Annotated in this window: 29 protein-coding genes; 16 read left to right on the forward strand and 13 right to left on the reverse strand. The window is 68.1% G+C overall.

Annotated features, from left to right (window positions below; genetic code table 11):
- Positions 1-226 precede the first annotated feature (226 nt).
- From sufB to RS83_RS13780, 7 genes are read left to right on the forward strand one after another with little or no spacing between them, the layout of a single operon-like run.
- Complete coding sequence (gene sufB, locus RS83_RS13750; RefSeq protein ID WP_045280089.1) at positions 227-1,645, forward strand: Fe-S cluster assembly protein SufB; 1,419 nt, start codon at positions 227-229, stop codon at positions 1,643-1,645.
- Positions 1,646-2,851, forward strand: coding sequence for a Fe-S cluster assembly protein SufD (gene sufD, locus RS83_RS13755; protein WP_045280090.1), 1,206 nt, complete (start codon positions 1,646-1,648; stop codon positions 2,849-2,851). It begins immediately after the preceding gene.
- Entirely contained in the window at positions 2,848-3,174 is a 327-nt protein-coding gene (locus tag RS83_RS13760; RefSeq protein ID WP_045280091.1) for a Rieske 2Fe-2S domain-containing protein, read from the forward strand. The genes sufD and RS83_RS13760 overlap by 4 nt, the downstream gene beginning before the upstream one ends.
- Entirely contained in the window at positions 3,175-3,945 is a 771-nt protein-coding gene (gene sufC, locus RS83_RS13765; RefSeq protein WP_045280092.1) for a Fe-S cluster assembly ATPase SufC, read from the forward strand.
- A 9-nt stretch (positions 3,946-3,954) separates the two neighbouring features.
- Positions 3,955-4,284 (forward strand): metal-sulfur cluster assembly factor, encoded by a 330-nt coding sequence (locus tag RS83_RS13770; RefSeq protein WP_045280093.1) that lies wholly within the window; start codon positions 3,955-3,957, stop codon positions 4,282-4,284.
- 2 nt (positions 4,285-4,286) lie between these two features.
- The gene (locus RS83_RS13775; RefSeq protein ID WP_197072137.1) at positions 4,287-5,441 is read left to right on the forward strand and encodes a MalY/PatB family protein; all 1,155 of its coding nucleotides are present in this window, start codon (positions 4,287-4,289) and stop codon (positions 5,439-5,441) included.
- Positions 5,438-6,808, forward strand: a complete 1,371-nt coding sequence (locus RS83_RS13780) for an MFS transporter (protein WP_045280094.1) — start codon at positions 5,438-5,440, stop codon at positions 6,806-6,808. Before RS83_RS13775 ends, RS83_RS13780 begins: the two co-directional genes overlap by 4 nt.
- On the opposite strand, the gene RS83_RS13785 is transcribed toward RS83_RS13780, so the two are convergent.
- Entirely contained in the window at positions 6,771-7,367 is a 597-nt protein-coding gene (locus RS83_RS13785; RefSeq protein ID WP_045280095.1) for a TetR family transcriptional regulator, read from the reverse strand. The two genes, RS83_RS13780 and RS83_RS13785, sit on opposite strands and share 38 nt — an antisense overlap.
- A gap of 63 nt (positions 7,368-7,430) precedes the next feature.
- Here RS83_RS13785 and RS83_RS13790 point away from each other — a divergent pair, with 63 nt between their 5' ends.
- Genes RS83_RS13790 through RS83_RS13800 form a run of 3 tightly spaced genes read left to right on the forward strand, consistent with a single transcriptional unit; the run spans position 7,431 to position 9,290 of the window.
- Positions 7,431-8,018, forward strand: a complete 588-nt coding sequence (locus RS83_RS13790; RefSeq protein WP_045280096.1) for a biotin transporter BioY — start codon at positions 7,431-7,433, stop codon at positions 8,016-8,018.
- Positions 8,008-8,700 carry an energy-coupling factor ABC transporter ATP-binding protein gene (locus RS83_RS13795; protein ID WP_045280097.1) on the forward strand — a complete coding sequence of 231 codons (693 nt, stop codon included), beginning with the start codon at positions 8,008-8,010 and terminating at the stop codon, positions 8,698-8,700. Before RS83_RS13790 ends, RS83_RS13795 begins: the two co-directional genes overlap by 11 nt.
- Positions 8,697-9,290 (forward strand): energy-coupling factor transporter transmembrane component T family protein, encoded by a 594-nt coding sequence (locus RS83_RS13800; protein ID WP_045280098.1) that lies wholly within the window; start codon positions 8,697-8,699, stop codon positions 9,288-9,290. Before RS83_RS13795 ends, RS83_RS13800 begins: the two co-directional genes overlap by 4 nt.
- A gap of 5 nt (positions 9,291-9,295) precedes the next feature.
- On the opposite strand, the gene RS83_RS13805 is transcribed toward RS83_RS13800, so the two are convergent.
- From RS83_RS13805 to RS83_RS13820, 4 genes are all read right to left on the reverse strand, one after another.
- A complete protein-coding gene (locus tag RS83_RS13805; protein ID WP_052679123.1) occupies positions 9,296-10,585 on the reverse strand; it encodes an acyltransferase family protein in 1,290 nt (429 codons plus the stop codon).
- A gap of 98 nt (positions 10,586-10,683) precedes the next feature.
- A complete protein-coding gene (locus RS83_RS13810) occupies positions 10,684-11,352 on the reverse strand; it encodes a response regulator (protein ID WP_045280099.1) in 669 nt (222 codons plus the stop codon).
- Positions 11,349-12,656, reverse strand: a complete 1,308-nt coding sequence (locus RS83_RS13815; protein ID WP_052679124.1) for a sensor histidine kinase — start codon at positions 12,654-12,656, stop codon at positions 11,349-11,351. The genes RS83_RS13810 and RS83_RS13815 overlap by 4 nt, the downstream gene beginning before the upstream one ends.
- Before the next feature lie 5 nt (positions 12,657-12,661).
- Positions 12,662-13,279: a DedA family protein gene (locus RS83_RS13820; RefSeq protein ID WP_045280100.1), complete on the reverse strand. Its 618-nt coding sequence runs from the start codon at positions 13,277-13,279 to the stop codon at positions 12,662-12,664.
- A 173-nt stretch (positions 13,280-13,452) separates the two neighbouring features.
- Here RS83_RS13820 and RS83_RS13825 point away from each other — a divergent pair, with 173 nt between their 5' ends.
- Complete coding sequence (locus RS83_RS13825) at positions 13,453-15,051, forward strand: ABC-F family ATP-binding cassette domain-containing protein (protein WP_045280101.1); 1,599 nt, start codon at positions 13,453-13,455, stop codon at positions 15,049-15,051.
- A gap of 224 nt (positions 15,052-15,275) precedes the next feature.
- The gene (locus RS83_RS13830; RefSeq protein ID WP_045280102.1) at positions 15,276-15,860 is read left to right on the forward strand and encodes a pyridoxamine 5'-phosphate oxidase family protein; all 585 of its coding nucleotides are present in this window, start codon (positions 15,276-15,278) and stop codon (positions 15,858-15,860) included.
- 10 nt (positions 15,861-15,870) lie between these two features.
- Here the strand turns inward: RS83_RS13830 and RS83_RS13835 are convergent, their stop codons facing one another.
- Genes RS83_RS13835 through RS83_RS13850 form a run of 4 tightly spaced genes read right to left on the reverse strand, consistent with a single transcriptional unit; the run spans position 15,871 to position 17,906 of the window.
- The gene (locus RS83_RS13835; RefSeq protein WP_045280103.1) at positions 15,871-16,686 is read right to left on the reverse strand and encodes an SURF1 family protein; all 816 of its coding nucleotides are present in this window, start codon (positions 16,684-16,686) and stop codon (positions 15,871-15,873) included.
- The gene (locus RS83_RS13840) at positions 16,683-16,877 is read right to left on the reverse strand and encodes a hypothetical protein (RefSeq protein WP_045280104.1); all 195 of its coding nucleotides are present in this window, start codon (positions 16,875-16,877) and stop codon (positions 16,683-16,685) included. Before RS83_RS13840 ends, RS83_RS13835 begins: the two co-directional genes overlap by 4 nt.
- Positions 16,874-17,224: a DUF3099 domain-containing protein gene (locus RS83_RS13845; RefSeq protein WP_045280105.1), complete on the reverse strand. Its 351-nt coding sequence runs from the start codon at positions 17,222-17,224 to the stop codon at positions 16,874-16,876. Before RS83_RS13845 ends, RS83_RS13840 begins: the two co-directional genes overlap by 4 nt.
- A 52-nt stretch (positions 17,225-17,276) precedes the next feature.
- Entirely contained in the window at positions 17,277-17,906 is a 630-nt protein-coding gene (locus tag RS83_RS13850; RefSeq protein WP_052679125.1) for a DUF4190 domain-containing protein, read from the reverse strand.
- A gap of 139 nt (positions 17,907-18,045) precedes the next feature.
- On the opposite strand from RS83_RS13850, the gene RS83_RS13855 reads away from it, so the two are divergent.
- A complete protein-coding gene (locus RS83_RS13855) occupies positions 18,046-18,756 on the forward strand; it encodes a beta-ketoacyl-ACP reductase (protein WP_045280106.1) in 711 nt (236 codons plus the stop codon).
- A 23-nt stretch (positions 18,757-18,779) separates the two neighbouring features.
- Here RS83_RS13855 and RS83_RS13860 read toward each other — a convergent pair whose 3' ends face one another.
- The 4 genes from RS83_RS13860 to glgC form a co-directional block, all read right to left on the reverse strand.
- On the reverse strand, positions 18,780-19,475 hold the full coding sequence (locus RS83_RS13860; RefSeq protein ID WP_045280107.1) for an alpha/beta fold hydrolase: 696 nt from the start codon (positions 19,473-19,475) through the stop codon (positions 18,780-18,782).
- Between the two features lie 50 nt (positions 19,476-19,525).
- Complete coding sequence (locus tag RS83_RS13865; protein WP_045280108.1) at positions 19,526-20,278, reverse strand: phosphotransferase; 753 nt, start codon at positions 20,276-20,278, stop codon at positions 19,526-19,528.
- A 62-nt stretch (positions 20,279-20,340) separates the two neighbouring features.
- Complete coding sequence (serB, locus tag RS83_RS13870; protein WP_045280109.1) at positions 20,341-20,976, reverse strand: phosphoserine phosphatase SerB; 636 nt, start codon at positions 20,974-20,976, stop codon at positions 20,341-20,343.
- Positions 20,977-21,023: 47 nt separating this feature from the next.
- Positions 21,024-22,265: a glucose-1-phosphate adenylyltransferase gene (glgC, locus tag RS83_RS13875; protein WP_045280110.1), complete on the reverse strand. Its 1,242-nt coding sequence runs from the start codon at positions 22,263-22,265 to the stop codon at positions 21,024-21,026.
- Between the two features lie 46 nt (positions 22,266-22,311).
- Between glgC and glgA the strand changes: the two genes are divergently transcribed.
- The 3 genes from glgA (at position 22,312) to RS83_RS13890 (ending at position 24,667) form a co-directional block, all read left to right on the forward strand.
- Positions 22,312-23,496 (forward strand): glycogen synthase, encoded by a 1,185-nt coding sequence (glgA, locus tag RS83_RS13880; RefSeq protein ID WP_045280111.1) that lies wholly within the window; start codon positions 22,312-22,314, stop codon positions 23,494-23,496.
- A gap of 17 nt (positions 23,497-23,513) precedes the next feature.
- Positions 23,514-24,299: an ABC transporter ATP-binding protein gene (locus tag RS83_RS13885; RefSeq protein WP_045280112.1), complete on the forward strand. Its 786-nt coding sequence runs from the start codon at positions 23,514-23,516 to the stop codon at positions 24,297-24,299.
- Positions 24,300-24,409: 110 nt separating this feature from the next.
- Positions 24,410-24,667 (forward strand): type B 50S ribosomal protein L31, encoded by a 258-nt coding sequence (locus tag RS83_RS13890; protein ID WP_045280113.1) that lies wholly within the window; start codon positions 24,410-24,412, stop codon positions 24,665-24,667.
- The last annotated feature ends 37 nt before the right edge of the window (positions 24,668-24,704 follow it).

A 24,704-nucleotide genomic window follows, 5' to 3' on the forward strand; every position in this document is an offset into this window, starting at 1 on the left:
GGACCGCGGGTGGCGGTGCGGGCACGGCCCAGTCGCCAGGCGGAACCTGTAGAATCGGATTGTTGTGATGAGCGCTTCCCGCGCTGAAGCATCGTCAACAGTTTAGGCGCGATGGATGCGCTGGTGATGAGGGCCCTTTCGAGGCACCGGCTCCCCGCAGACTCGACGGGGGATCAGGTGCGTCGGAGCGGATGACACCGTTGAGGCCTAACAAGGAGAGTGTGTGATGTCGGATGTGCTGATCGACCGCCCGGAGCTGGACAGCCTGGGGGTGTACGAATTCGGCTGGCACGACGCGGACGCCGCGGGTGCCATCGCGAAACGCGGAATCTCCGAAGAGGTCGTCCGAGGGATCTCGGCGCTCAAGAACGAACCCGAATGGATGCTGAAGACCCGTCTCAAGGGGTATCAGCTCTTCGGAAAGAAGCCGATGCCGACCTGGGGTGCGGACCTCAGCGAGATCGACTTCGACAACATCAAGTACTTCGTCCGCTCCACTGAGAAGCAGGCGCAGACCTGGGAAGACCTTCCCGAGGAGATCCGCGAGACCTACGAGCGTCTCGGCATCCCGGAGGCCGAGCGCCAGCGCCTGGTCGCCGGCGTCGCCGCGCAGTACGAGTCCGAGGTCGTCTACCACCAGATCCGCGAGGACCTGGAGCAGCAGGGCGTCATCTTCATGGACACCGACACTGCGTTGCGTGAGCACCCCGAGTTCTTCGAGGAGTACTTCGGCACCGTGATCCCCGCCGGTGACAACAAGTTCGCCGCGCTGAACACGGCCGTCTGGTCCGGTGGCTCGTTCGTCTACGTCCCCAAGGGCGTGCACGTCGAGATCCCGCTGCAGGCGTACTTCCGCATCAACACCGAGAACATGGGCCAGTTCGAGCGGACCCTGATCATCGCCGACGAGGACAGCTACATCCACTACATCGAGGGCTGCACGGCTCCGATCTACAAGTCGGATTCGTTGCACTCGGCCGTCGTCGAGATCATCGTGAAGAAGAACGCCCGCGTTCGCTACACGACGATCCAGAACTGGTCGAACAACGTCTACAACCTCGTCACCAAGCGTGCGATCGCCCATGAGGGCGCCACGATGGAATGGGTCGACGGTAACATCGGCTCGAAGGTGACGATGAAGTACCCGTCGATCTACCTGATGGGCGAGCACGCCAAGGGTGAGACGCTCTCCGTCGCCTTCGCCGGCCCCGGTCAGCACCAGGACGCCGGCGCGAAGATGATCCACATGGCCCCGTACACGCAGTCGTCGATCATCTCGAAGTCGATCGCCCGCGGTGGCGGTCGTGCGGGCTACCGCGGCGAGGTCCGCGTCGACGCGAACGCGCACCACTCGGCGAACACCGTCCGTTGCGATGCGCTGCTCGTGGACACGAAGTCGCGCTCCGACACCTATCCGGCCATCGACATCCGCGTGGATGACGTGCAGCTCGGCCACGAGGCCACGGTCTCGAAGGTGAGCGAGGAGCAGCTGTTCTACCTGCAGTCCCGCGGCATGCCGGAGGACGAGGCGATGGCGATGATCGTGCGCGGCTTCATCGAGCCGATCGCACGTGAACTGCCGATGGAGTACGCGATGGAGTTGAACAAGCTCATCGAGATGGGCATGGAAGGATCGGTCGGCTAGATGGCGGCCCAGGCGACAGCGTCCGCAGAGACGCAGGAATCGAACGCGCACATCGACCCGGCGGCCCAGGTGGCCGCGGCGGGTTTCACCCCGGTGCAGACCCGCTCTGAGCGACCGCACTCCTTCGAGCCGGATGACTTCGGTGCCCCCACCGGGCGCGAGGTCAACTGGAAGCACACGCCGGTCGCGAAGCTGACCTCGTTGTTCGCGGTCGCGGCGCCGAACGATGGCGTGCGCTATGACGTCCGCTCGGGCGAGCAGTACTTCGCCGCTCCGCTCGCGGCGGGAACCGCTCCGCGCGGCGAGGTGTTCCTCGCTGAGGACGTCACGGCCGCCGTGGCGTGGCAGGGCGCGACCGACGGGCTGCACATCCGCATCCCGCGCGACGAGGAAGTGGCAGAGCCGGTCTTCGTCGCGATCAAGGGCCTCGGTGCTGATCGTCGTGCTGACGCGCACATCGTGATCGAGGCGCTCGAGCACAGCGTCGCGACGGTCGTGCTCCAGCACACCGGTGCAGCGCAGTACGCCCAGAACGTCGAGATCATCGCTCGGGCGGGCTCGAAGCTCACCGTGATCAGCCTGCAGCAGTGGCAGGACGAGGCAGTGCATGCGTCGTCCCATCAGGCGCGTGTCGGAGCGGACGCGGTGTTCAAGCACTTCGTCGTCAGCTTCGGCGGCGGTGTCGTGCGCGTGAACCCGAACGTCGAGCTCGCGGGCGCAGGATCCGAGGGCTACCTCTACGGGCTCTCCTACGCGGATGCAGGACAGCACCTGGAGAGCCAGGTCTACATGCACCACAAGGGCCCGCACACCAAGGGCGACGTGCTCTACAAGGGCGCGCTGCAGGGCAAGGGCGCGCACAGCGTCTGGATCGGCGACGTGCTCATCGGACCGGATGCCACCGGCACCGACTCCTACGAGGCCAACCGCAACCTGGTGCTCACCGAGGGCGCTCGCGCCGATTCGATCCCGAACCTCGAGATCGAGACAGGCGACATCCAGGGCGCCGGCCACGCCAGCGCGACGGGTCGTTTCGACGACGAGCAGCTGTTCTACCTGCAGGCCCGCGGCATCAGCGAAGACGAGGCTCGTCGCCTCGTCGTCCTCGGGTTCCTCACCGACATCGTGCAGCGCCTCGGCATCCCTGCGCTGGAGACCGAGCTGCTCGATGCGATCGAGACCGAGCTCGCGGCGGTGAACGCATGACCGCAGAGCGAGTCTGCGGGGTCGCCGACCTCCAGCAGGACATGCCGCTGCGTGTCGACCCGGCCGGCGTTCCCATCACCGTCATCAAGGACGGCGAAGGCGTCATCCACGCGATCGGCGACACCTGCACGCACGGCGAGATCTCGCTGTCCGAGGGCTTCGTCGAGGGCGACACGGTGGAGTGCTGGGCGCATGGCTCCGCCTTCTCCCTGCTCACCGGCATGCCCGGAAACCTCCCCGCTTACGAGCCCGTCCCGGTCTACGTCGTCGTGATCGACGGCGACGACGTGCTCATCGACCCGACCGTGATTAAGGAAGTCTGAATGTCTGTTCTCGAGATCCGCGACCTGTACGTGACGGTCGAGACCGAGTCGGGGGCCACCCCGATCCTCAACGGGATCACCCTCACCATGAACACCGGTGAGACCCACGCGATCATGGGCCCGAACGGGTCCGGCAAGTCGACCCTGGCGTACACGATCGCCGGTCATCCCAAGTACACCGTCACCGGCGGCTCCATCACCTTCGACGGTGAGGACGTGCTGGCGATGAGCGTCGACGAGCGCGCACGCGCCGGGCTGTTCCTCGCGATGCAGTACCCGGTGGAGATCCCCGGCGTCACCGTGACGAACTTCCTCCGCACCGCCAAGACGGCACTCGACGGCGAAGCACCGGCGATCCGCGGCTGGACCAAGGACGTCAAGGCGGCCATGGCGAACCTGCGCATGGACCCGAAGTTCGCTCAGCGCAACGTCAACGAGGGCTTCTCCGGCGGTGAGAAGAAGCGCCACGAGATCCTGCAGCTCGAGGTGCTCAAGCCGAAGTTCGCGATCCTCGACGAGACCGACTCCGGTCTCGACGTCGACGCGCTGAAGATCGTCTCCGAGGGTGTCAACCGCGCGAAGGAGTCCACCGGACTCGGCGTGCTGCTGATCACGCACTACACGCGCATCCTCCGCTACATCCGCCCCGACTTCGTGCACGTGGTCGTCGCGGGCAAGATCGTGGAAGAGGGCGGACCGGAGCTCGCCGACCGGCTCGAGGACGAGGGATACGACCGTTTCCTCGACCCCGCGGCACCCATCGAGGCGTAGGCTGACGGCATGACCGCGACGCTCACCGACCAGAAGTACGACGAGGTCACCGAGGCACTCAAAGACGTCATGGACCCCGAGCTGGGGATCAACGTCGTCGACCTCGGTCTCATCTACGATCTCGCCTGGGATGACGAGAACGATGCGCTCGTCATCCACATGACGCTGACCAGCGCCGGCTGTCCGCTCACCGATGTGCTCGAGGACCAGACGGCTCAGGCGCTCGACTCGGTCGTCGACCGATTCCGGATCAACTGGGTCTGGATGCCGCCGTGGGGTCCGGAGAAGATCACCGACGACGGGCGCGACATGATGCGCGCGCTCGGCTTCGCGATCTGAGGATGCTGCCGGTCACGGCGCTGTCTCTCGAGGAGCTCCGCGAGCGGACCAGTGCGAAGTGGCGGGAGTACCCCGCTGATGTGCTGCCGTTGTTCGTGGCCGAGACGGATTTCCCGTTGGCACCCATGATCACGGCAGCGCTGCAGCGTGCGGTCGCGATCGGGGACACCGGCTACAAGGCGTCGCGGACACCACTCGCGGCGACCTACGCGGCCTTCGCTCAGCGTCGCTTCGGCTGGCAGGTCGATCCCGCGCGCATGCGCAGCACGGCAGACGTCAGCATGGGCATCGTCGAGATCCTGCGCCGGGTGACCAGCCCAGGAGATCGCGTCGTCGTCACGCCACCGGTGTACCCGCCGTTCTACGAGCTGGTGCACGAGGCCGGCGCTGAGCCCGAGCGCGTGCCCCTGCTCGACACGGGCGAGCGGTGGGAGCTCGATCTCGACGGCATCCGCTCGGCATTCGAGGCCGGAGCCAGGGCGATCCTGCTCTGCAACCCGCACAACCCGACCGGCACGGTGCATTCCCGTGAGTCGCTGACTGCTCTTGCAGCCGTCGCCGCCGAGTACGGAGCCAGCGTGATCTCGGATGAGATCCATGCGCCGCTTGCCCAGCCGGGTGCCGGATTCACGCCGTTCCTCTCGGTCGGCGAGCACGCCGAGCGCGTCGGCTACGCCGTCGTCAGCGCGAGCAAGGCCTTCAACCTCGCCGGACTCAAGTGCGCGCTCATGGTCACTGCCGGCGATGAGACGTCAGCCCTCGTGCGCGGCATGCCCGACGAGGTCGAATGGCGCACCGGTCAGTTCGGTCTGCTCGCGGCGGTCGCCTCGTTCTCCGAGCAGAGCGACCCATGGCTCGACGGGCTCCTGCACACCCTGGACCAGAACCGGACGCTGCTCCACGAGCTGCTGTCGCGCCACATCCCGGGGGCCCGCTATCGGATCCCGGATGCCGGGTACCTCGCCTGGATCGACCTCAGCGATCTGGGCTGGGGCGACAACCCGGCCCGCCGGATCCTCAAGGAGGCGCGGGTGGCGCTGCACTACGGACCGGCCTTCGGCGACGAGGGCAACGGTCACGTGCGCCTGAACTTCGGCACCAGCCCCGAGATCATCACAGAAGCCGTCGAGCGCATCGCCGCGCTCGTGCGGTCATGACCGACGAGGTCGACACGGTCTCGATCTGGGACCGCGAACGCATCTGGGTGACCCTCGGTGCGGTCGCGCTGATCTTCCTCGCGGCCATCGAGTCGCTCGCCGTGACGACCGTGATGCCGGTGGTGAGCGCGGCACTCGACGGCGAGGCGCTCTACGCCGTCGCGTTCGCCGGCACCCTCGCGACCAGCGTGATCGGGATGGTCGCGGCCGGAGCCTGGTCGGACGCCCGGGGGCCACGTGGCGCGCTCTACGGCGCCGTGACCCTGTTCCTGGTCGGGCTCGTGATCTCGGGCATCGCGGTGACGATGCACCAGTTCCTCGTCGGCCGTCTCGTGCAGGGGCTCGGCACCGGCGGACAGACCGTCGCACTGTATGTCGTGGTGGCCCGGCTCTATCCGCCGCACCTGCACGGCCGCGTGTTCGCTGCATTCGCCGCGGCCTGGGTGGTGCCGTCGATGATCGGTCCGTTCCTCGCCGGGGCGGTGACCGAGCTCCTGGACTGGCGCTGGGCATTCCTCGGGGTGGCCGTGCTCACCGCTGCCGCCTTCGCGATGGTCGCGGTGCGCCTGCGAGGTGTCGACCTCGGACACGGTGGGCCGCAGGATCGACGGGTCGTGGTGACTCGGCTGCTGCTCGCGGTCGTGGTGGCCGTGTTCGCGGTGCTGATCGGGTTCTCGGCCGGCATGACGCCGCCGGTCGGCTGGCCGGTCGCGCTCGGTGCGATGGTGGTGATCGGCGTCGCCCTGCTGCCCCTAATGCCGAAGGGCACGCTCAGGGCCGGTTCCGGACTGCCGAGTGTCGTCCTGATGCGCGGGCTGGTGGCCGGGGCGTTCTTCGCCGCTGAGGCGTACATCCCGTACCTGCTGATCGCGAAGTTCGACTTCACGGTGACCTGGGCCGGCCTCGCGCTCATGCTCGCGGCCTTCGCGTGGGCCGGCGCATCCGCGTTGCAGGGCCGCTACGGCGAGCGACTCGGCAACCGCAGGATCGTCGGGATCAGCCTGACCCTGTTGTCGATCGCGCTCACCTGCGTGCTGTCGTCTGCAGTCTGGGGCTTGACCCCGATCCTGGTGATCGTCGGCTGGGCCTTCGCCGGCGGCGGCATGGGACTGCTCTACCCGCGGCTGACGGTGCTCACGCTCGCGTACTCGGGCACGGGGGAGCAGGGGTTCAACTCCTCAGCGCTCTCGATCTCGGATTCCACCGGTTCGGCGGTCGCGATCGCCTTCGCCGGTCTCGCGGTCGCGACGCTCGGCGGGGGCGCCGGGGCGTTCAGCATCGTGTTCCTGTTCTGTGTCGGCCTGGTGCTCCTCGCGGCGATCCCTGGGCTCAGGCTCGGTCACGCAGCGGAGCTGCAGACGCGCTGACCGCGCCGGCGAGGGCGGTCACCCCGAGGTCGAACACGCGGTCGAGACCGGCGGTGATGTCGTGCTCTTCGTCTGCGCCGTCGCCGACGAGCACGGCGCCGTGGCTGTCCGCGTGCATGCGCTGCTGCACCAGCGTCGCGTGGCCAAGGATGAAATGCAGCATCGCCGTTGCGCGTGCGGATGCATCTTCGGCGCCGGCGGCCTGGAGGGCGTCGGTCAACGCCTGTTGCGCAGGCGATGAGCCGAGGCGCAGCGCTGACGTGCTGAGCACGAGCTCCGCGCCGTCGCGATGCGCGAACAGCGCATCGCGGATGCCACGAGCGGTCTCGAGGACCGAGGCGTCGCCGCGGGGGATGCCTGCGGTGATCCGATCGGCGAGTTCGGCGAGCAGCTCCTGCTTGCTTGCGAAGTGCCAGTAGAGTGCGCTCGGCTGCACATCGAGTCGCGCGGCGATGCGCCGCATCGAGAGATCGGCCAGTCCGACCTCGTCGAGCAGTGCCAGCGCCACGGCTGCGACGCCATCGCGGTCGTGGCGGGTCGAGTTGTGTGCCGGGGTCATGTCCTCACTATACTGAACGCCGTTCACGTGAACACCGTTCAGGAAGCCTCGAAAGGACCCAACATGGCAGAGAAGCGCACGGACATCGGTCGCGATCTCGGACGTATCGCGATCTTCGCGGCGCTCATCGTGGTGTTCGGCATGGTCACCGTGCCGCTGCCCGGTGGTGTGCCCATCACCGCGCAGACGCTCGGCGTGATGCTCGCAGGCGCAGTGCTCGGCCCGCGGCGCGGACCGCTGGCCGTGCTGACCGTGCTCGTGCTGGCTGCGGTCGGGCTGCCTGTGCTGGCCGGCGGGCGAGGCGGGCTCGGCGTCTTCGTGGGACCGACGGCCGGCTACCTGATCGGCTGGATCGCCGGTGCGTTCGTCATCGGACTGATCGTGCACGGCGGCCGGATCACCTGGTGGCGCACAGCCCTCGGCGCTGTGGTGGGAGGCATCCTCGTCGTGTACCTCTTCGGCATCCCGGTGCAGTCGCTCGTGCTCGGCGTCGATCTCGGACCGACCGCGCTCTCCAGCCTGGCGTTCCTCCCCGGCGATCTGCTGAAGGCAGCAGCAGCCACGGCACTCACCCTCGCGCTTCGCCGGGCATACCCGCCGGCATTCGGCATCCGTTCCTTCGCTGCGCAGCCCTCGACGCATGCCGGCTGAGACAGCCCTCGCAGCGATCTCGCTCGACAGGGTGGGGGTCGAGATCGACGGATACGTCGTGCTGAGCGATGTGTCCGTCGAACTCACCGCGCCGCGCATCGCCGTGATCGGGGCCAACGGTTCGGGCAAGTCGACGTTCGCTCGACTGCTCAACGGACTCACGGGACCCAGCTCCGGCAGCATCACGGTGCACGGCTTCGACAGCGTGGCCGATCGAGCGGCACTGCGCCGCCGAGTCGGCTTCGTGTTCACGAATCCCGAGGCGCAGATCCTGATGCCGACGCCGGCGGAGGACCTCGCGCTCTCGCTGCGGGGGCGTCCGAAAGCGGAGATCGCCCGCCGGGTGTCGGCCGCGCTCGAAGCCCACAGCCTGGCGACGCATGCCGATGCCCCGTCCTCGAGCCTCTCCGGTGGGCAGAAGCAGATGCTCGCTCTGGCGTCGGTGCTCATCACCGAGCCCGACCTGATCGTCGCGGATGAGCCGACCACCCTGCTCGATCTGCGCAACGCCAGGCGCATCGGAGACGTGCTGCTGTCGCAGCGCGCTCAGGTCGTGCTGGTGACGCACGACCTCGAGCTCGCCGCCCGATGCGATGTCGCACTGCTGTTCGACGGCGGTCGACTGGTCGGTGCCGGTGAACCGGCGGCGATCATCGACCGCTACCGGCGCGAGTGCGCATGATCCAGCTGTATCGACCGGGAACCGGCCTGCTGCACCGCACGCCGGTCGGGGTGAAGCTGGCGCTGCTCGCAGCGGTCGCTCTGCTGCTCTCGTTGCTCCCGCAGGATGCCGTGAGCATCGGTGCGACTCTGCTCGGCGTCGTCGGGCTGTATCTGGCCGCCGGGTTCCCGATCGGGGTGCTGGGCATCGAGCTGTGGCGCATCCGCTGGCTGATCCTCGTGCTCGGCGTCGCGCTGGCCGTGTTCGTCTCACCCGTGACCGCGTGGATCAGCACTGGCCGCGTGATCGCCCTGCTGCTGCTGGCTGGGCTGCTGACGTCGACGACCAGGATGGCTGACCTCCTGGACGCCCTGCATCGGATGCTGCGTCCGCTCCGTCGGATCGGCGTCGATGCGGATGCCGTGGCGATGACGCTCTCACTCACTCTCACGATGATCCCTGTCGTCGCAGGGTTCGCCGACCGGGTGCGCGACGCGCAGCGTGCTCGCGGCGTCCGGCTCGGCGTGCGGGCCGTCGTGCCACTCCTCGTGCTCGCGCTGCGCCACGCCGACGAGGTCGGGGATGCCCTGGTCGCTCGCGGTCTCGGCTGACGGGCTCATGCGGCCACCGCGACCACGACTGCGGGGCGGGTCAGCCGGAGCGACGCGGCGATCAGCGTGACCGCGATGGCGATGGTGGCGACCGAGCTGCCGAGGACCAGCAGGAGCAGCAGTCCGACGAGCCCGGCGAGCACAGCGACCGCGACCCGACCGGCCGATCCGACCGACGCAGGAGTCGGGTGGCGCTCGAAACGGGCAGCGACCACGGCGACGAGCCCGGTCAGCGCCAGTGCGACCGCGAGCCACATCGGCCGGGCGGCCCACCATCCGATGCTGTCGAGCGGTGGCAGCTCGACTCCGGTGCGCATCGAGAACATGGCGGTGGCTCCGGCCATGACGAGCAGGACCGGCATGTGCCACAGGTAGATCGTCATGGCGCGCGGAGTCACGAAGGAGGTGAAGGCGCTGGCGGCCGCAGCGCGGCTCCATCGTGCGATGCGCTCGCGGAGCAGCGACACCGCGCTCGTGTGCACGACGCCGACCAGGAGCAGGGCGGTCGTCGGTGGGTTGATGTTCGCGATCAGGTCAGGGGAGTGCACGCCGGACAGGAAGGACCAGATCAACAGGGCGAGCGCGCCAAGACCGGCGATCGCGCGTGTGCGTCGGCGCAATGCGTCGATCCGACCGTCGGCGAGGAAGAAGCCCAACTGCTGCAGCGCGAGCCACACGAAGGCGAGGTTGAGGAACCCCACGGCGTCGATGCCGCTCACGGCACGGAGCGCGTCGACGCCGACGGCCGCGGCGACGAGTGCTGCGACGGTGAGGAACGGTGCTCGTTCGTGCGCAGCTGCGAAGGCGGGCAGGAGCGCCTGGCACAGCAGGAAGACCGCGAGGAACCACAGCGGCTGGCCGTACCTGAATCCGGCGACCTCGAGGAGATCTGCGGGGACTCCAGCGATCGTGAGGAGCGCGAGCGCGATTCCGACGACGCCGATCGTGATGATCGCCGGCCGGAGGAGGCGATGGAGTCGGCCGACGATGAACGAGTGGGCGGTGCCCCCGCGCTGACGCGAGCCGCGGTAGGCGAGCAGGCCGGAGAACCCGCCGATCACGAAGAACAGCGGCATGACCTGGAGCAGCCAGCTGAGCGGTGCGATCCAGGCGGTGCCGTCGCTCGCATTCGCGAACACCGGGCTGCCGTCGACGACCGTGACGCCGACCATGATCGCGTGCAGCAGGACGACACCGAGCACGCAGCACGCGCGAACGAGGTCGATGCCGGTGTCGCGCCCGAGGCGACGAGGCGGGGTCGGCACGGTGGTGAACGGTGCTGCGGCGATGGCCATGAGTCCTCCTGTGGAACGTGTGTTCCAGGAGACTATGGACGCGGTGCCGTGCCGGACATCACTCTCAGGTGCTGTCCTGACCCCTACCGTGGAGGGAGTCAGGAGGGCTCGACGAGACCCGTGTCGTAGGCCAGGATCACGGCGTGCACGCGGTCGCGCAGCTGCAGCTTCGCGAGCACCTTGCCGACGTGCGTCTTCACCGTCTGCTCGGCGATGAACAGATCGGCGGCGATCTCGGAGTTGGAGCGCCCGCGCCCGATCAGCACCAGCACCTCACGCTCCCGATCGGTGAGGTCGGCGAGGGCCGTGCTCGAACGGTGCGCCGACGGGCGGCGGCCGGCGAACTGCTCGATCATGCGCCGGGTGACGCTCGGAGCCAGCAGCGCATCACCGGCGGCGACGACCCGAACCGCGTGCACGAGCTCCTCCGGAAGTGCGTCCTTCAGCAGGAAGCCGCTGGCGCCCGCGGCGAGGGCGTCGTACACGTAGTCGTCGATGTCGAAGGTCGTCAGCATCAGGATCCGCGGCACGTGGGCGGCAGGATACGAGGAGCCGAGGATGCGGCGAGTGGCCTCGATGCCGTCGAGCTGCGGCATCCGCACGTCCATCAGGATCACATCCGGATCGAGGCGCGCGGCGAGCGTGACCGCCTCGGCACCGTCGGCCGCTTGACCGACGACACGGATACCGTCGTGCGCATCGAGGAGCGCAGCGAATCCGGCACGCACCATGGCCTGGTCGTCGGCGATGAGGACGCTGATGGTCACAGGGGCTCCTTCTCGGGGGAAGCGGGCGGATCCGCCGGAGTCGTCGGCACGTCGAACAGCAGGGGGAGCGTGGCCTCGACGGTCCAGCCGCCGTCGCGGTCGGGTCCAGCGCTGAGGCTGCCGCCGAGGAGTTCGGCGCGCTCGCGCATGCCGCGGAGTCCGTAGCCGCCGCCGGTCTCGGTGCTCGTCGTCGAGGAGGCCGCGTTGTGCACGCGGACGAGGATCGAGCGCTCGTCGACCTGTACCCGGACGACCACCCGTGAGCCGGGGGAGTGACGCACCGCATTGCTCAGTGCCTCCTGCACGATGCGGAACGTCGCGATCTGCACGGACGACATCGCGAGCGATGCGGCGCCACCGCCTTCGATCGCGAGTCCGACGTCGACGCCGGCGCGACGGATGCTGTCGACGAGCGCCGGGATGTCGTCGATGCCGTGCTGCGGGGCGAGCTCTGCCGACTGGTCCTCGGTGCGCAGGACGCCGAGCATCCGGCGCATCTCGGCGAGAGAGGTCCGCGCGGTCGCGGCGATGTCGTCGAACTCGGATGCTGCGACGTCGCCGATCTCGGGCAGGCGGTAGCGAGCGGTCGACGCCTGCACCTGGATGACCGACATGCTGTGCGCGACGACGTCGTGGAGTTCTCGGGCGATGCGCGTGCGCTCTTCGACGAGCGCTCGACGTGACTCCTCGAGCGCACTGTGCTCGCGTTCGCGGGTCAGTTCGGCGCCGAGACGCACCCGTCCGGCGACCAGGGCGGCGATCACGTACATGGCGACCGCGACGGACGACGTGACGATCAGATCGGCCGTGGCGCTGCCGGAGGATGCGGCGGTCGCCACCATGTCTGGACGGATGAGCGGTGCCAGGAGCGAGGAGATCACGCCGGTGATCAGCGCGAAGGCGCCGAGCCTGCCGCCGTGCTGGAACGTCACGACACCCACGAGCAGCACGAACGTGAGCAGTGCAGGGACCGACCAGGGCCAGGGCGCGGAGATGGCCATCGTCGTGTCGACCGCGATCGACAGCATGAACGTCGAGACGCAGAACACCGCGATCGCGATGCGCGGGCGGGAGAGCGAGAGCAGGGGAGCGCCGCACGCCGCAGCACCGAGGATGAATGACAGAGCGAGTGGTGTTCCCGACAGGTTCGTCTGCAGCGGCACCAGGGTCGCGAAGAGTGCGATGGTCGCCGCGCCGAGTGCCCCGAGGGCGCCGGTGCGGCGAGTGAGCCAGGGGATACGACGTGCACGAGGGGTGCGTGCTTCGCGTGGCACTCGGGGTGCGCGCTGTCGGCGGGATGCCATATCTGTCATCCTGCCAGTTGCGGCACGGACGCCCGACGTCGTCTGACGGCGGCGACGCGATCGATCACGAGTCCGACGAGCAGCGCGATCACGATACCGAGGCCCGCGCTCATCAGCGGCTGGTCCTTGAGCCACGCGCCGGCCAACAGTCCGATGGCGAGGCTGAACACAGCCCAGCTGGTTCCGCCGACGATGCTCAGTGGCACGAAGCGACGCCACGGGAAGCCGAGCGCGCCGGCTGACATGTTCACGGCGACGCGGCCGACCGGGATGTATCGGGCGCCGAGGATGAGCACGGCACTGCGGTGCTCGAGTGATCGTTGCGCTGCGGTGAACGCCGCCACCACTCGTCGACGGCGCATCCAGGCGAACCGGGTCGTGCCGACCGATCGGCCGATCAGGAAGGCGATGTTGTCGCCGAGCGCAGCGCCGATGGCAGCGATGACACCGAGCAGCACCAGGTTCGCGCCTCCCGCAGAGGTCGCCACCGCGGCAGCCGCGACCAGCACGGTCTCGCTCGGCACCGGCGGGAAGAACCCATCGATCACCGTCACGATGAACAGGACGAGATACAACCAGGGCGAGGCGACCGCCTGCATGATGAGTTCATTGATGACATCCACTCCTGAACCGTACGAAGGGGATGCTGTCGACGGCATCCCTCTCCGGTATCGACCCCGTCACTCTGCGGGGTGATCTTCCTGAGCGCGCACGCGGTCAGCGCCCAGCCGCAGCCGCTTATACTGGGAGGCTGGCCCCTCGGCCGACTTCCACCCCAGAGAACGGATATCCCGCTGTGCTTGCCGTGCACGACCTCGAGATCCGCGTTGGCGCGCGACTCCTCATGGAGAACGTCTCCTTCCGCGTCGCCGATGGCGACAAGATCGGTCTGGTCGGCCGCAACGGGGCAGGGAAGACCACGCTGACCAAGGTGCTCGCGGGCGACCTGCTCCCCGCCGATGGCACTGTCACGCGTTCGGGCGAGCTCGGCTACCTGCCGCAGGACCCCCGTTCGGGAAACCCCGAGGACCTCGCACGCACGCGCATCCTCGACGCGCGTGGCCTGGGACAGCTGAACCTCGGCATGACCGAGGCATCGCTCGACATGGGGTCGGACGACCCGGCCGTGGCAGCTAAGGCCATGAAGCGCTACGGACAGCTGACCGAGCAGTTCGAGGCACAGGGCGGATACGCTGCTGAGGCGCAGGCCGCATCGATCGCGCACAACCTCTCGCTGCCCGACCGCATCCTCGACCAGCCGCTGTCGACGCTCTCGGGTGGCCAGCGTCGCCGCATCGAGCTCGCCCGCATCCTGTTCTCGGACGCGCAGACGATGATCCTCGACGAGCCCACCAACCACCTCGACGCCGACAGTGTCGTGTGGCTGCGCGAGTTCCTCAAGGGCTACAAGGGTGGACTGATCGTGATCAGCCACGATGTCGAGCTGGTCGGCGAGACCGTCAACCGCGTGTTCTATCTCGACGCCAACCGTCAGATCATCGACACCTACAACATGAACTGGAAGAACTACCTGCGCCAGCGGGTGGCCGACGAGGAGCGCCGCAAGAAGGAGCGCGCCAACGTCGAGAAGAAGGCGACGACCCTGCAGCTGCAGGCAGCCCGCTTCGGTGCGAAGGCCTCGAAGGCTGCGGCCGCCCACCAGATGGTCGCCCGTGCCGAGAAGATGCTCGCCGGGCTCGACGACGTGCGTCAGGAAGACCGCGTCGCGAAGCTGCGGTTCCCGAAGCCCGCCCCGTGCGGCAAGACGCCGATGATGGCATCGGGTCTGTCGAAGTCCTACGGTTCGCTGGAGATCTTCACCGACGTCGACCTCGCGATCGACCGCGGCTCGAAGGTCGTCGTGCTCGGCCTCAACGGTGCCGGCAAGACGACGCTGCTGCGCATGCTCGCGGGCGTCGACCAGCCCGACACGGGTCAGCTCGAGCCTGGGCACGGCCTCAAGGTCGGCTACTACGCGCAGGAGCACGAGAATCTCGACGTGAACCGTTCGGTGCTCGAGAACATGGTCTCCGCGGCACCGCACATCACCGAGACCGAGGCGCGCAAGGTGCTGGGCTCGTTCCTGTTCACCGGCGACGACGTGCTCAAGCCCGCCGGCGTGCTGTCGGGTGGCGAGAAGACGCGTCTGTCGCTTGCGACGCTCGTGGTGTCATCCGCGAACCTGCTCCTGCTCGACGAGCCCACGAACAACCTCGACCCCGCCTCACGCGAGGAGATCCTCGGTGCGCTGGCGCACTACGAGGGTGCCGTGGTGCTCGTCTCGCACGACCCTGGCGCGGTGCAGTCGCTGAACCCCGAGCGCGTGCTGATCCTGCCGGACGGTGTCGAGGACATCTGGAGCCAGGAGTACCAGGACCTGATCGAACTCGCCTGAGTCGACGTCGATCCGCGCTCACCGGTCGTGTTCGCTGATCCACACGAGTCATGATGCGGATCGCGTCAGGGAACGGTCGAGCTCGCGAGTGCGACGACGGTCGATCGTCCGCGCGCGCCCGTCCATGATCTCGACACTCATGTCCTCGTCGGAATCGCGGGGGTGGTCTCCCGTCCTGTGGTTCGTCGACACTGGTCGTGGCTCGACCTGGCAGAGTGGAGACCATGACGTCGAGCACCGAACACGCGGGCATCGCATCCCTCAACGACTGGCTTCGCGGGCGGCACGCGCTCACGGGTGCGACCCCACGATGGGACCTCGAGGCGCTGCCCGAGGACCCGCTGGTGCTCTTCGAAGAGTGGATCCTGCGCGCCGAGGCCGACGGGGTGCCGGAGCCGCACACTGCGACGCTGGCTACGGTCGACGTCGATGGCATTCCCGACGCCCGAACGCTCATCCTGAAGCGTGCGGATGCGAGAGGGTGGGCGATCGCGAGCAAGCGCTCGTCACGCAAGGGTGCTCAGCTGGAGGCCGTCGCGGCCGCGGCACTGAACTTCTGGTGGCAGCCGCAGGTCCGCGCCGTGCGTGTTCGTGGGGCCGTCGTCGAGGCGACGCCGGAGGAGAGCGCGGCGGATCTCGCAGCCCGATCGGCTGCTGCACGCGCCGACGTGCAGGACGGAGACTGGGTGCTCTGGCGGATCGTGCCGACGCGCATCGAATTCTGGCAGGGATCGCGTGATCGACGACACACCCGTGTGGTCTACGAGCGCCCCGATGGCGCGTGGACGCACGGCGTGCTGCGCGACTGATCGCGATCTGTCAGACGTTCGCGTCGAGGAGTTCGTCCTCGACGTCGGCATCCTTGTCGCGGCGACGAGGTGCCTTCACCGGTGCGGGGATGCCCTCGACCTCTTCGCGGTGCTTCACGATCTCGGTGCGGATGATGTAGCCGATGAAGATGAACCCCATGATGGCGAAGAGGATCCACTGGATGGCGTACGACAGGTGCGGGCCGGGGTCATCCGTCGGCGAGGAGAATCCGCCGAGTGCGGTGTTCGCCGCCGGCTCTTCGCTGATCAGCTGCCCGTAGGCGCCTGTGATCACGTCGCCGCCGACGAGCTCGGCGATCGTCGGAAGGTTGATCGTCGGCACCTGCCCTTCTGGGGCGCCTCGACCGGATGCCGGTACCTGCTCGCCCGGCCGCAGCCGCACGATGACCTCGACGTCGCCGGAGGGCGGCGCTGCCACCGAGTCGGGGGAGTCTCCGTCGCCCGGCGGCACCCAGCCTCGATCCACGATGAAGACTCGACCGTCGGCATCCTGGAATGGGACGAGCACCTCGAAGGCACTCGTTCCGCCGTGCGGACGGTTGCGCACCAGCAACTGCTCGTCGACCAGGTACTCGCCGCGCAGCACCACCGGGTGCCATTCGTCGTCAGGCTGCAGTTCACCGTCAGCGCCGATGAGATCAGCGAGCGGCACAGGGTCGGCGTCGTAGTTCTGATCGACGAGAGCGATCTGCTCTTCTCTCGTCGCGTTCCTGTCGAACTGCCACTGCGACAGGAAGACGCAGGCGATGGCGAAGCCGATCGCGATCAGCACGTAGACGGCCCATCGAGTCATCCGACTGCTCATGCGGGAACACCTTCACGGACGGAGACGGGGAAATCGCGGGCGGCGAGATAGTCGTGCAGGAAGTCCACGTGCTCGTCGCAGGCGAGCCAGATCTTCTCGCGATCGGCCGCATGGATGCGCGGATTGCGCCACACCACATGCTTGGTCGCCTCGCGCCGACAGCCGGCTCGCGAGCATTCGAATTCGGTCACGCGTCGTCCCGTCGGGCCTCGGTGATCCGGAACACCTGCGGGTCGCTGATGTCGATCGGCTCTGGGACGACACGCGGCGCGTCCAACTGCAGCGTCGGCGACTCGGCGACGGTTTCAGTGCTGTCGCTGCCCGCGTTCGCGAACACGACGGCGATGTACGGGAGCACCGCTGCAGCGGCCGCGAACACCCAGGTGTACCAGCCGTACGGCTGCACGAGCATCATCAGGGCGAAGCATGCGATTCGGATCGACATCGTGATGGCGTACCGGCGCACTCGGTGGTCGCCCTCGACCTGCGGAGACTCCGGCAGCGAGGTGACGGCGGGTACGGCGCGCTTGCTCTTCACGATGCCTCCAGCCTACGCCGGTACGGCCGCACCGGCGTGCCGTACCGCTTCCTCAGCTGTTGACGAGGAAGGGGACGGTGAAGGCCCCGAAGAAGATCGCGCTGATGACGGCGAACGCGATCCCGAGGGCGAGGAACCCGAGCATGATGTAGCCGATGATGAGACCGGCGAAAGCCATGCCTCGCCCGCCGACTGCAGGGTTCGCCTTCGTCTGCTTGAGTGCCATGTGACCGGTGATCACCGCGACGACGGCTGCGAGGATCGGGAAGGCCAACCAGCTGAACACGACGCTGGCGAGCGCACAGATCAGTGACGTGATCGCGAGACCGCTGGTCGGACGGGCGACTGGATAGTTCGGGGTGCCATAGGCCTGGTAGCCGGGCTGCTGATAGCCGGGCTGCTGATACCCGGGCTGCTGCACCGCACCGTAGGGCTGCTGCGTCGGTGCGCCGTAGTTCGGCTGGGTCGGTGCCGCACCGTAGCCCGGCTGGGCGGGCGGCGGTGCAGAGACGGGGTACGCCGGCTGCTGGCCATACGCGGGAACGGCGCCAGGATACGCCTGCGTGGGATACGAGGGTGTGCCGGGGTACGGCGGTGCAGGAGGAGCAGGCGGGATGTTCTGTGCCGCGGGAGGAACTGGCGGCTGCTCGCCTGCAGAAGGAGGGATGCTGTTGTCGCTCACGCGGATGCCTTTCGTCCCGTTCAGCGTTCCAGCCCACCCCCGTCCTGTCAAACGTCGAGCAGCGGAACGGGTGGAGCATCCTCGCTAGGATCGAGGAGGTTCCGTCGCGGAACCATCGGCTACATCAGGAGTGATACCCATGAGTGCTCAGCGCGTCGTCCTCGTCACCGGCGGCAACCGCGGCATCGGCCGTGCGATCGCGGAGCGCTTCGTGCGCGACGGGTATCGCGTCGCGGTCACCGCGCGCAGCGGCGAAGGTCCGGAGGGCACGCTGACGGTCCGCGCGGACGTGACGGATGCAGCAGCCCTCGACGCCGCGTTCACCGAGGTGGAACAGCAGCTCGGCCCGGTCGAGATCGTCGTGGCGAACGCCGGCATCACGAAGGACACGCTCCTCCTGCGCATGAGCGAGGACGATTTCGACAGCGTCGTGGCGACCAATCTCGGAGGCACCTTCCGGGTCGTCAAGCGAGCCTCGAAGGGCATGCTGCGCGCCCGTTTCGGCCGCGTCATCCTGATCTCGAGCGTCGTCGGTCTCTACGGGTCGGCCGGACAGGTCAACTACTCGGCATCCAAGAGCGCCCTCGTCGGCTTCGCCCGCTCGCTGACCCGCGAGCTCGGCGGACGCGGCATCACCGCGAACGTCGTGGCGCCCGGCTTCATCGAGACCGACATGACCGCCGAGCTGCCCGAGGAGACGCAGAAGCAGTACAAGGCGAACATCCCTGCAGGACGCTTCGCGACGCCTGACGAGGTCGCTGGCGTCGTGACGTGGCTGGCTGGTGACGATGCCGGATACATCTCCGGCGCCGTGATCCCCGTCGACGGCGGCCTTGGGATGGGGCACTGAGGTCCTGACTCAGACCCCCTTCGTCAGCGCTCGATCGCGGCGATGAGCAGTTCGGCCAACCGTGCAGGCACCGTGAACTGCGGCCAGTGCGCTGAGCCGATCCGCACGACCTCGGCATCTGTGATCGCCCGGTACTCGGTCTCGTAGGACCCCCATTCCCCGATCATCCCGTCGAACTCCTGCTCGTCGAGCCCGCCCATCAGGAGCGTGACCGGCACGTCGTACCGCGCCCGATCGGTGAGCTGGATCGGATCAGTCGGCACCCGAGCCGGCACGCTGTGCGTCAGCGGCAGGGTGCGAGCCCTGGTCTCCGCGTCGATGTCGTGCACGTCTTCCTCGGGGAAGAAGTCCCAGCCGGGGAAGGGGATGACGCCGTCGACGACCTCGAACTCGCTGATCCCCACCCCGGACGGCGGCGGCACGGTGTCGACGAACACGACTCGCGCGACGCGATCCGGTCGGGCGTCCGCCACACCCCAGGCGACGTTGCCTCCGCCGCTGTGACCGACGACGACGGATCGGCCCGGCGCTGCGTCGACGGCCTGCACTGCGGCGTCCACCCAGTCCGCGATGCCGACCTCAGACGATGACGATGCGTCGGCTCCGACGCCTGGCATGGTCAGCGGGTGTACACGGTGTCCGGCCTGCTCGAGTGCGGGGATCACGTCGTCCCAGCTGGACGCGTCGAGCCAGAGACCGGGGATGAGGATGATGTCCATGTGCCGACGTTACCGTCGGCTGCCGACATTCTCGACGGGTCGCCGGCACCTCACAGCGTCGCGAGCGCGTGCGCCCAGATCGCCGCATGCTCATCCAGGTAGCGGGCGACACCTCGCCAGTGCGCACCGTGGAAGTCCGTGTACATCGATCCCCACGGCTCTCGCCCATCGCGGTGCGCAGTCTCGAGGAGGTCATGCATGGCCCAGGCGCGGCGCGAGAGCACATCCGCCAGCTCGGTCCGCAGTGCGGCATCCGCCTCGTACCCGCGGACGAACGCCTGCAGATCCTCCGCGGCACGGTCGGGGTCGGACGTCGCGTCGTTGAGCGTGAACGCCTGCGCCGAGTACGCGAGGTCCCAGACGCGGGTGCTCGCTGCCGCGCCGTCCCAGTCGATGAAGACCCAGCGTTCTCCGGTGAGCAGATTCCAGGGGGTGAGGTCGCCGTGGCAGACCAGGTCGGCTCCGGCGACGGGGATCAGCGCCGGCCCGAGCCCGAGTGCATCGGCGTCGAGACCTCGACTGGCGTCGTGGATGGCCCGAACCATCGCGCCGACGCGTGCGAACTGCAGCCCGGTCAGCGGAGCGTCGTGCATCGCGAGCGGTCCGACGACGAACTCGGTCATCATCCGGCCCTGCGAGTCCTGCCCCAGAGGAGCGGGGAGATCGATCCCGCGTGCGCGGAGGATACGCATGTAGTCGAGTACGCCGGGGGAGTGCTCGGTCCAGGGCTTGCGCACCGTCTCGCCGACGCGGACCACGCCGGCGCTGGCGTTGCCACCGGACAGTGGAATCTCCTGCTGCATCCGATCAGCCTACGCAGGACCCGTTCGGGGCCGTCCCGACCGATCTGTTCAGCGGCCGTCCGTCACGGGAGGAGCGGGATCACTTCGGAGAGATCCTGCGGCCCGATCACCAGGCTCGCGGCTGCGCGCACGGCAGGCTTCGCGTTGAACGCCAGACCGAGCCCGGCGGCCGCCATCATCTGCAGATCGTTGGCGCCGTCGCCGATCGCGATCGTCGCGCCGGGACGCACTCCGAGCTCGTCTGCCCAGTCGCGCAGCGTCGAGGCCTTGGCAGCCGCATCGACGATCTCACCGTCGACCTCGCCGTTCAGCGCGCCGTCGACGAGCTGCAGGCGGTTGGCCCGCCAACGGTCGACGCCGAGTGCTGGCGCGATGTGGTCGAGGATCTCGTGGAACCCGCCGGAGACGACGCCGACGACGCCGCCGCGCTCGTGCACCGCCGCAGTCAGCTCGAGCACGCCGGGCGTCGGCTCGATGCGTGCTCGAACCCGCTCGAACGACTCGACGGGGACCCCCCGCAGCGCCGCCACGCGTGAACGCAGGCTGGTGGCGAAATCGACCTCGCCGCGCATCGCAGCCTCGGTCGCGGCCTGCACCTCTTCGCGCCGCCCCGCCTCGTCGGCGAGCAGCTCGATCACCTCGTTGCGGATGAGCGTGGAGTCGGCATCGAGAACGACGAGGAAGCGCGCAGTGGTCACCTGAACGAGCCTAGCGAGCGTGCCGCCGATAGGAGACCGCGTGACGCTCAGCGCTCGATGAAGACGCCCTTGCCGACGACCGTGATGCCCGACTCGGTGACCGTGAAGCCTCGAGCGAGGTCGCGCTCGCGGTCCACGCCGACCGTCGCACCGTCCGCCAGGACGACGTTCTTGTCGAGGATCGCTCGGTGCACTCTCGAGCCTGCGCCCACCTGCACGTGATCGAAGACCACGGAGTCGGTGATGGTCGATCCGCCGCCGGCCAGCGTCCACGGCCCGACGACGCTCCGCTCGAGATGCGTGCCCGAGAGCACCGAGCCGAGCGAGACGATCGAGTCGATCGCGTTGCCGATGCGGCCGACCGAATCGCGGACGAACTTCGCGGGCGGCGAGTTCACCGCCTGCGAGTGGATCGGCCACTCCATGTTGTAGAGGTTGAAGATCGGCAGGGTCGAGATCAGGTCTCGATGCGCGTCGTAGAAGGAGTCGATCGTCCCCACGTCGCGCCAGTACGACCTGTCGCGTGGCGAGGATCCGGGGACCTCGTTCTGCTTCATGTCGTAGTAGCCGGCTTCGCCGCGGTCGACGAAGTAGGGGACGATGTCGCCGCCCATGTCGTGGCCGGATGTGGGGGATTCGCCGTCGGCCTCGACGGCGGCGATCAACGCATCAGCGTCGAAGATGTAGTTGCCCATCGAGGCGAGCACCTCGTGCGGGGAATCCTCCAGGCCGGCCGGGTCGCTCGGCTTCTCGAGGAACTGCTTGATGCGTCCCGTTCCGGCATCCGCATCGATCACGCCGAACTGCGAGGCGAGCGAGATCGGCTGGCGGATGCCGGCGACCGTGGCCTTCGCACCGGACGCGATGTGCGCGTCGAGCATCTGACGGAAGTCCATCCGGTAGACGTGGTCCGCTCCGATCACCACGACGATGTCGGGCTTCTCGTCATTGATGAGGTTCATGCTCTGCAGGATCGCGTCGGCGGATCCGGAGAACCATCGCTTGCCGAGTCGCTGCTGCGCGGGGACCGACGTGACGTAGGAGTCGAGCAGCGCCGACATGCGCCACGTCTGCGAGATGTGACGGTCGAGGCTGTGCGATTTGTACTGCGTGAGCACGACGACCTGGCGGAGCCCCGAATTGATGAGGTTCGAGATCGCGAAATCGATCAATCTGTACTGTCCGCCGAACGGAACTGCGGGTTTTGCGCGGTCTGCGGTGAGGGGCATGAGCCTCTTGCCCTCACCACCGGCGAGGATGATCCCGAAAACCTTCTTTGGAGCCGACATGGCTCCACCATAGATGCCTTCTGGCTCGCTGTACTAGCGTTCAGACATGCGAGTTGAAATGATCACCAAGGAGTACCCGCCGGAGATCTACGGCGGCGCCGGTGTGCACGTCGCCGAGCTCGTCACCGCCCTGCGGCAGAGCATCGACGTGCAGGTCAGAGCGTTCGGCGCAGCCCGCGACGAGGCCGGCACGTTCTCGTACCGCGCACCCGTCGAGCTCGCCTCCGCGAACGCCGCGCTGCAGACGCTCGGCACGGATCTCGAGATCGTCTCCGCGATCTCGGATGCCGACATCGTGCACAGTCACACCTGGTACGCCAACTTCGCCGGTCACCTGGCCTCGCAGCTCCACGGCATCCCCCATGTGCTGACCGCGCACAGCCTCGAGCCGCTGCGGCCGTGGAAGGCCGAGCAGTTGGGTGGCGGGTACGCGGTGTCCAGCGGCATCGAGAAGCTCGCGTACGAGAATGCCGCCGCGGTCATCGCGGTGAGCGCCGGGATGCGAGCCGACATCCTCCGCAGCTACCCGCAGGTCGACCCCGAGCGCGTGCGCGTGATCCACAACGGCATCGACGTGGAGCGCTGGCGCCCGGTCGAGAACCCGGCCTTCCTCGAGTCCATCGGCATGGACCCCGCACGGCCGTCGGTCGTCTTCGTCGGACGCATCACGCGGCAGAAGGGGCTGCCGTACCTGCTGCAGGCTGCGCGGCTGCTGCCGCCCGAAGTGCAGCTGGTGCTGTGCGCCGGCGCCCCCGACACCCCCGAGATCATGGCGGAGGTGCAGGAGGGCGTCCGTCTGCTCCAGCAGACCCGCGACGGGGTCATCTGGATCGAGCGGATGCTGCCCCGCGACGAACTCTCCGCGATCCTCACCGCGGCCACCACCTTCGTCTGCCCCTCGGTGTACGAACCGCTCGGCATCGTGAACCTCGAGGCCATGGCGTGCGGCGCTGCGGTCGTGGGCACGGCGACCGGCGGCATCCCCGAGGTCGTGGCCGACGGCGTCACCGGACGACTCGTACCGATCGACCAGGTGCAGGACGGCACCGGGACGCCGGTCGACCCTGAGCGCTACGTCGCCGATCTCGCCGCTGTTCTCACCGAGGTGGCGATGGACGCCGAACGGGCGAAGCAGTACGGTGCCGCCGGCCGGGAGCGGGCTCGGACCGACTTCAGCTGGGGCGCGATCGCCGACACGACCCGCGCGCTGTACGCGGAGCTCACCGCGTGAGTCGATAGGCTTGGAGCATGTCGAGCGCCCTGGAATTCACTGACGTCGTCGTGCGCCGCGAAGGGCGCAACATCATCGATCACGTGACCTGGCAGGTCGCGGACGATCAGCGCTGGGTGATCCTCGGACCGAACGGTGCGGGCAAGACCACGCTGCTGCAGCTCGCCGACACGCTCATGCACCCGACCTCCGGCACGGTCACCGTGCTCGGCGAGACGCTCGGGCGCACCGACGTGTTCGAGGTGCGTCCGCGCATCGGCTTCGCGTCGTCGGCGATGGCCAAGCGCGTGCCGCGCGACGAGACCGTGCTGAACACGGTGCTCACCGCCGCGTACTCGGTGCTCGGCCGGTGGAACGAGACCTACGAGGCCATCGATGAGCGTCGCGCACTGCGTGTGCTCGGCGAGTGGAAACTCGATCACCTCGCGGAGCGTACGTTCGGCACGTTGAGCGACGGCGAGCAGAAGCGTGTGCAGATCGCTCGCGCCGTGATGACGGACCCCGAGCTGCTGCTGCTCGACGAGCCGACGGCATCCCTCGATCTCGGTTCCCGCGAGGAGCTGCTCGCGCTGCTCGCCGGCTACGCATCGTCGCCGACCACGCCCGCGATGCTGATGGTCACGCACCACGTCGAGGAGATCCCCGTCGGTTTCACGCACGTCATGCTGATCCGTGAGGGCAAGGTGGTCGCGGCAGGACCGATCGAGCAGACGCTCACGGCGGACTCGCTCACGGAGGCGTTCGGCATGCCGATCGTGCTCAGCAGCGACGGCGGCCGCTACGCCGCACGCGCAGCCTCCTGAGATTCGGTTCCTGAGGCTGTCGAAGGCCTGGTAGACTCGACCCTTGGCGCTGTCTGCGCCACAGACTTCCCCGTCCCTGGCACAATCCAGGGCAGCAACGAAGGAATCCCATGAAGACTGACATTCACCCCGAGTACCGGGCCATCGTTTTCCGTGACCTCGGTTCGGGCGAGACGTTCCTCACCCGCTCCACCGTCACGAGCGACAAGACCATCGAGCTGGACGGCATCGAGTACCCCGTCATCGATGTCGAGATCTCCTCTGCGTCGCACCCGTTCTACACGGGCAAGCAGCGCATCATGGACTCGGCCGGTCGCGTCGAGAAGTTCAACCAGCGCTTCAAGGGCTTCGGCGGCTCCTCCAACTGAGGTCCGTCCCCACGAAGGCCGCGTACTCCACGGAGTG

The organism is Microbacterium oxydans, assembly GCF_000956525.1.
Classification (GTDB): domain Bacteria; phylum Actinomycetota; class Actinomycetes; order Actinomycetales; family Microbacteriaceae; genus Microbacterium; species Microbacterium oxydans_A.

Excerpts from the sequence above, each read along its gene's own strand:
- RS83_RS13855 (WP_045280106.1), top strand. The coding sequence starts at position 18,046 with ATGAGTGCTCAGCGCGTCGTCCTCGTCACCGGCGGCAACCGCGGCATC.
- RS83_RS13795 (WP_045280097.1), top strand. The coding sequence starts at position 8,008 with ATGCCGGCTGAGACAGCCCTCGCAGCGATCTCGCTCGACAGGGTGGGG.
- RS83_RS13760 (WP_045280091.1), top strand. The coding sequence starts at position 2,848 with ATGACCGCAGAGCGAGTCTGCGGGGTCGCCGACCTCCAGCAGGACATG.
- RS83_RS13800 (WP_045280098.1), top strand. The coding sequence starts at position 8,697 with ATGATCCAGCTGTATCGACCGGGAACCGGCCTGCTGCACCGCACGCCG.
- RS83_RS13770 (WP_045280093.1), top strand. The coding sequence starts at position 3,955 with ATGACCGCGACGCTCACCGACCAGAAGTACGACGAGGTCACCGAGGCA.
- glgC (WP_045280110.1), bottom strand. The coding sequence starts at position 22,265 with ATGTCGGCTCCAAAGAAGGTTTTCGGGATCATCCTCGCCGGTGGTGAG.
- RS83_RS13785 (WP_045280095.1), bottom strand. The coding sequence starts at position 7,367 with ATGACCCCGGCACACAACTCGACCCGCCACGACCGCGATGGCGTCGCA.
- sufC (WP_045280092.1), top strand. The coding sequence starts at position 3,175 with ATGTCTGTTCTCGAGATCCGCGACCTGTACGTGACGGTCGAGACCGAG.
- RS83_RS13775 (WP_197072137.1), top strand. The coding sequence starts at position 4,287 with ATGCTGCCGGTCACGGCGCTGTCTCTCGAGGAGCTCCGCGAGCGGACC.
- RS83_RS13860 (WP_045280107.1), bottom strand. The coding sequence starts at position 19,475 with ATGGACATCATCCTCATCCCCGGTCTCTGGCTCGACGCGTCCAGCTGG.
- RS83_RS13830 (WP_045280102.1), top strand. The coding sequence starts at position 15,276 with ATGACGTCGAGCACCGAACACGCGGGCATCGCATCCCTCAACGACTGG.
- RS83_RS13790 (WP_045280096.1), top strand. The coding sequence starts at position 7,431 with ATGGCAGAGAAGCGCACGGACATCGGTCGCGATCTCGGACGTATCGCG.
- RS83_RS13865 (WP_045280108.1), bottom strand. The coding sequence starts at position 20,278 with ATGCAGCAGGAGATTCCACTGTCCGGTGGCAACGCCAGCGCCGGCGTG.
- RS83_RS13835 (WP_045280103.1), bottom strand. The coding sequence starts at position 16,686 with ATGAGCAGTCGGATGACTCGATGGGCCGTCTACGTGCTGATCGCGATC.
- sufB (WP_045280089.1), top strand. The coding sequence starts at position 227 with ATGTCGGATGTGCTGATCGACCGCCCGGAGCTGGACAGCCTGGGGGTG.
- RS83_RS13815 (WP_052679124.1), bottom strand. The coding sequence starts at position 12,656 with ATGGCATCCCGCCGACAGCGCGCACCCCGAGTGCCACGCGAAGCACGC.
- RS83_RS13805 (WP_052679123.1), bottom strand. The coding sequence starts at position 10,585 with ATGGCCATCGCCGCAGCACCGTTCACCACCGTGCCGACCCCGCCTCGT.
- RS83_RS13885 (WP_045280112.1), top strand. The coding sequence starts at position 23,514 with ATGTCGAGCGCCCTGGAATTCACTGACGTCGTCGTGCGCCGCGAAGGG.
- RS83_RS13780 (WP_045280094.1), top strand. The coding sequence starts at position 5,438 with ATGACCGACGAGGTCGACACGGTCTCGATCTGGGACCGCGAACGCATC.
- RS83_RS13890 (WP_045280113.1), top strand. The coding sequence starts at position 24,410 with ATGAAGACTGACATTCACCCCGAGTACCGGGCCATCGTTTTCCGTGAC.
- sufD (WP_045280090.1), top strand. The coding sequence starts at position 1,646 with ATGGCGGCCCAGGCGACAGCGTCCGCAGAGACGCAGGAATCGAACGCG.
- glgA (WP_045280111.1), top strand. The coding sequence starts at position 22,312 with ATGCGAGTTGAAATGATCACCAAGGAGTACCCGCCGGAGATCTACGGC.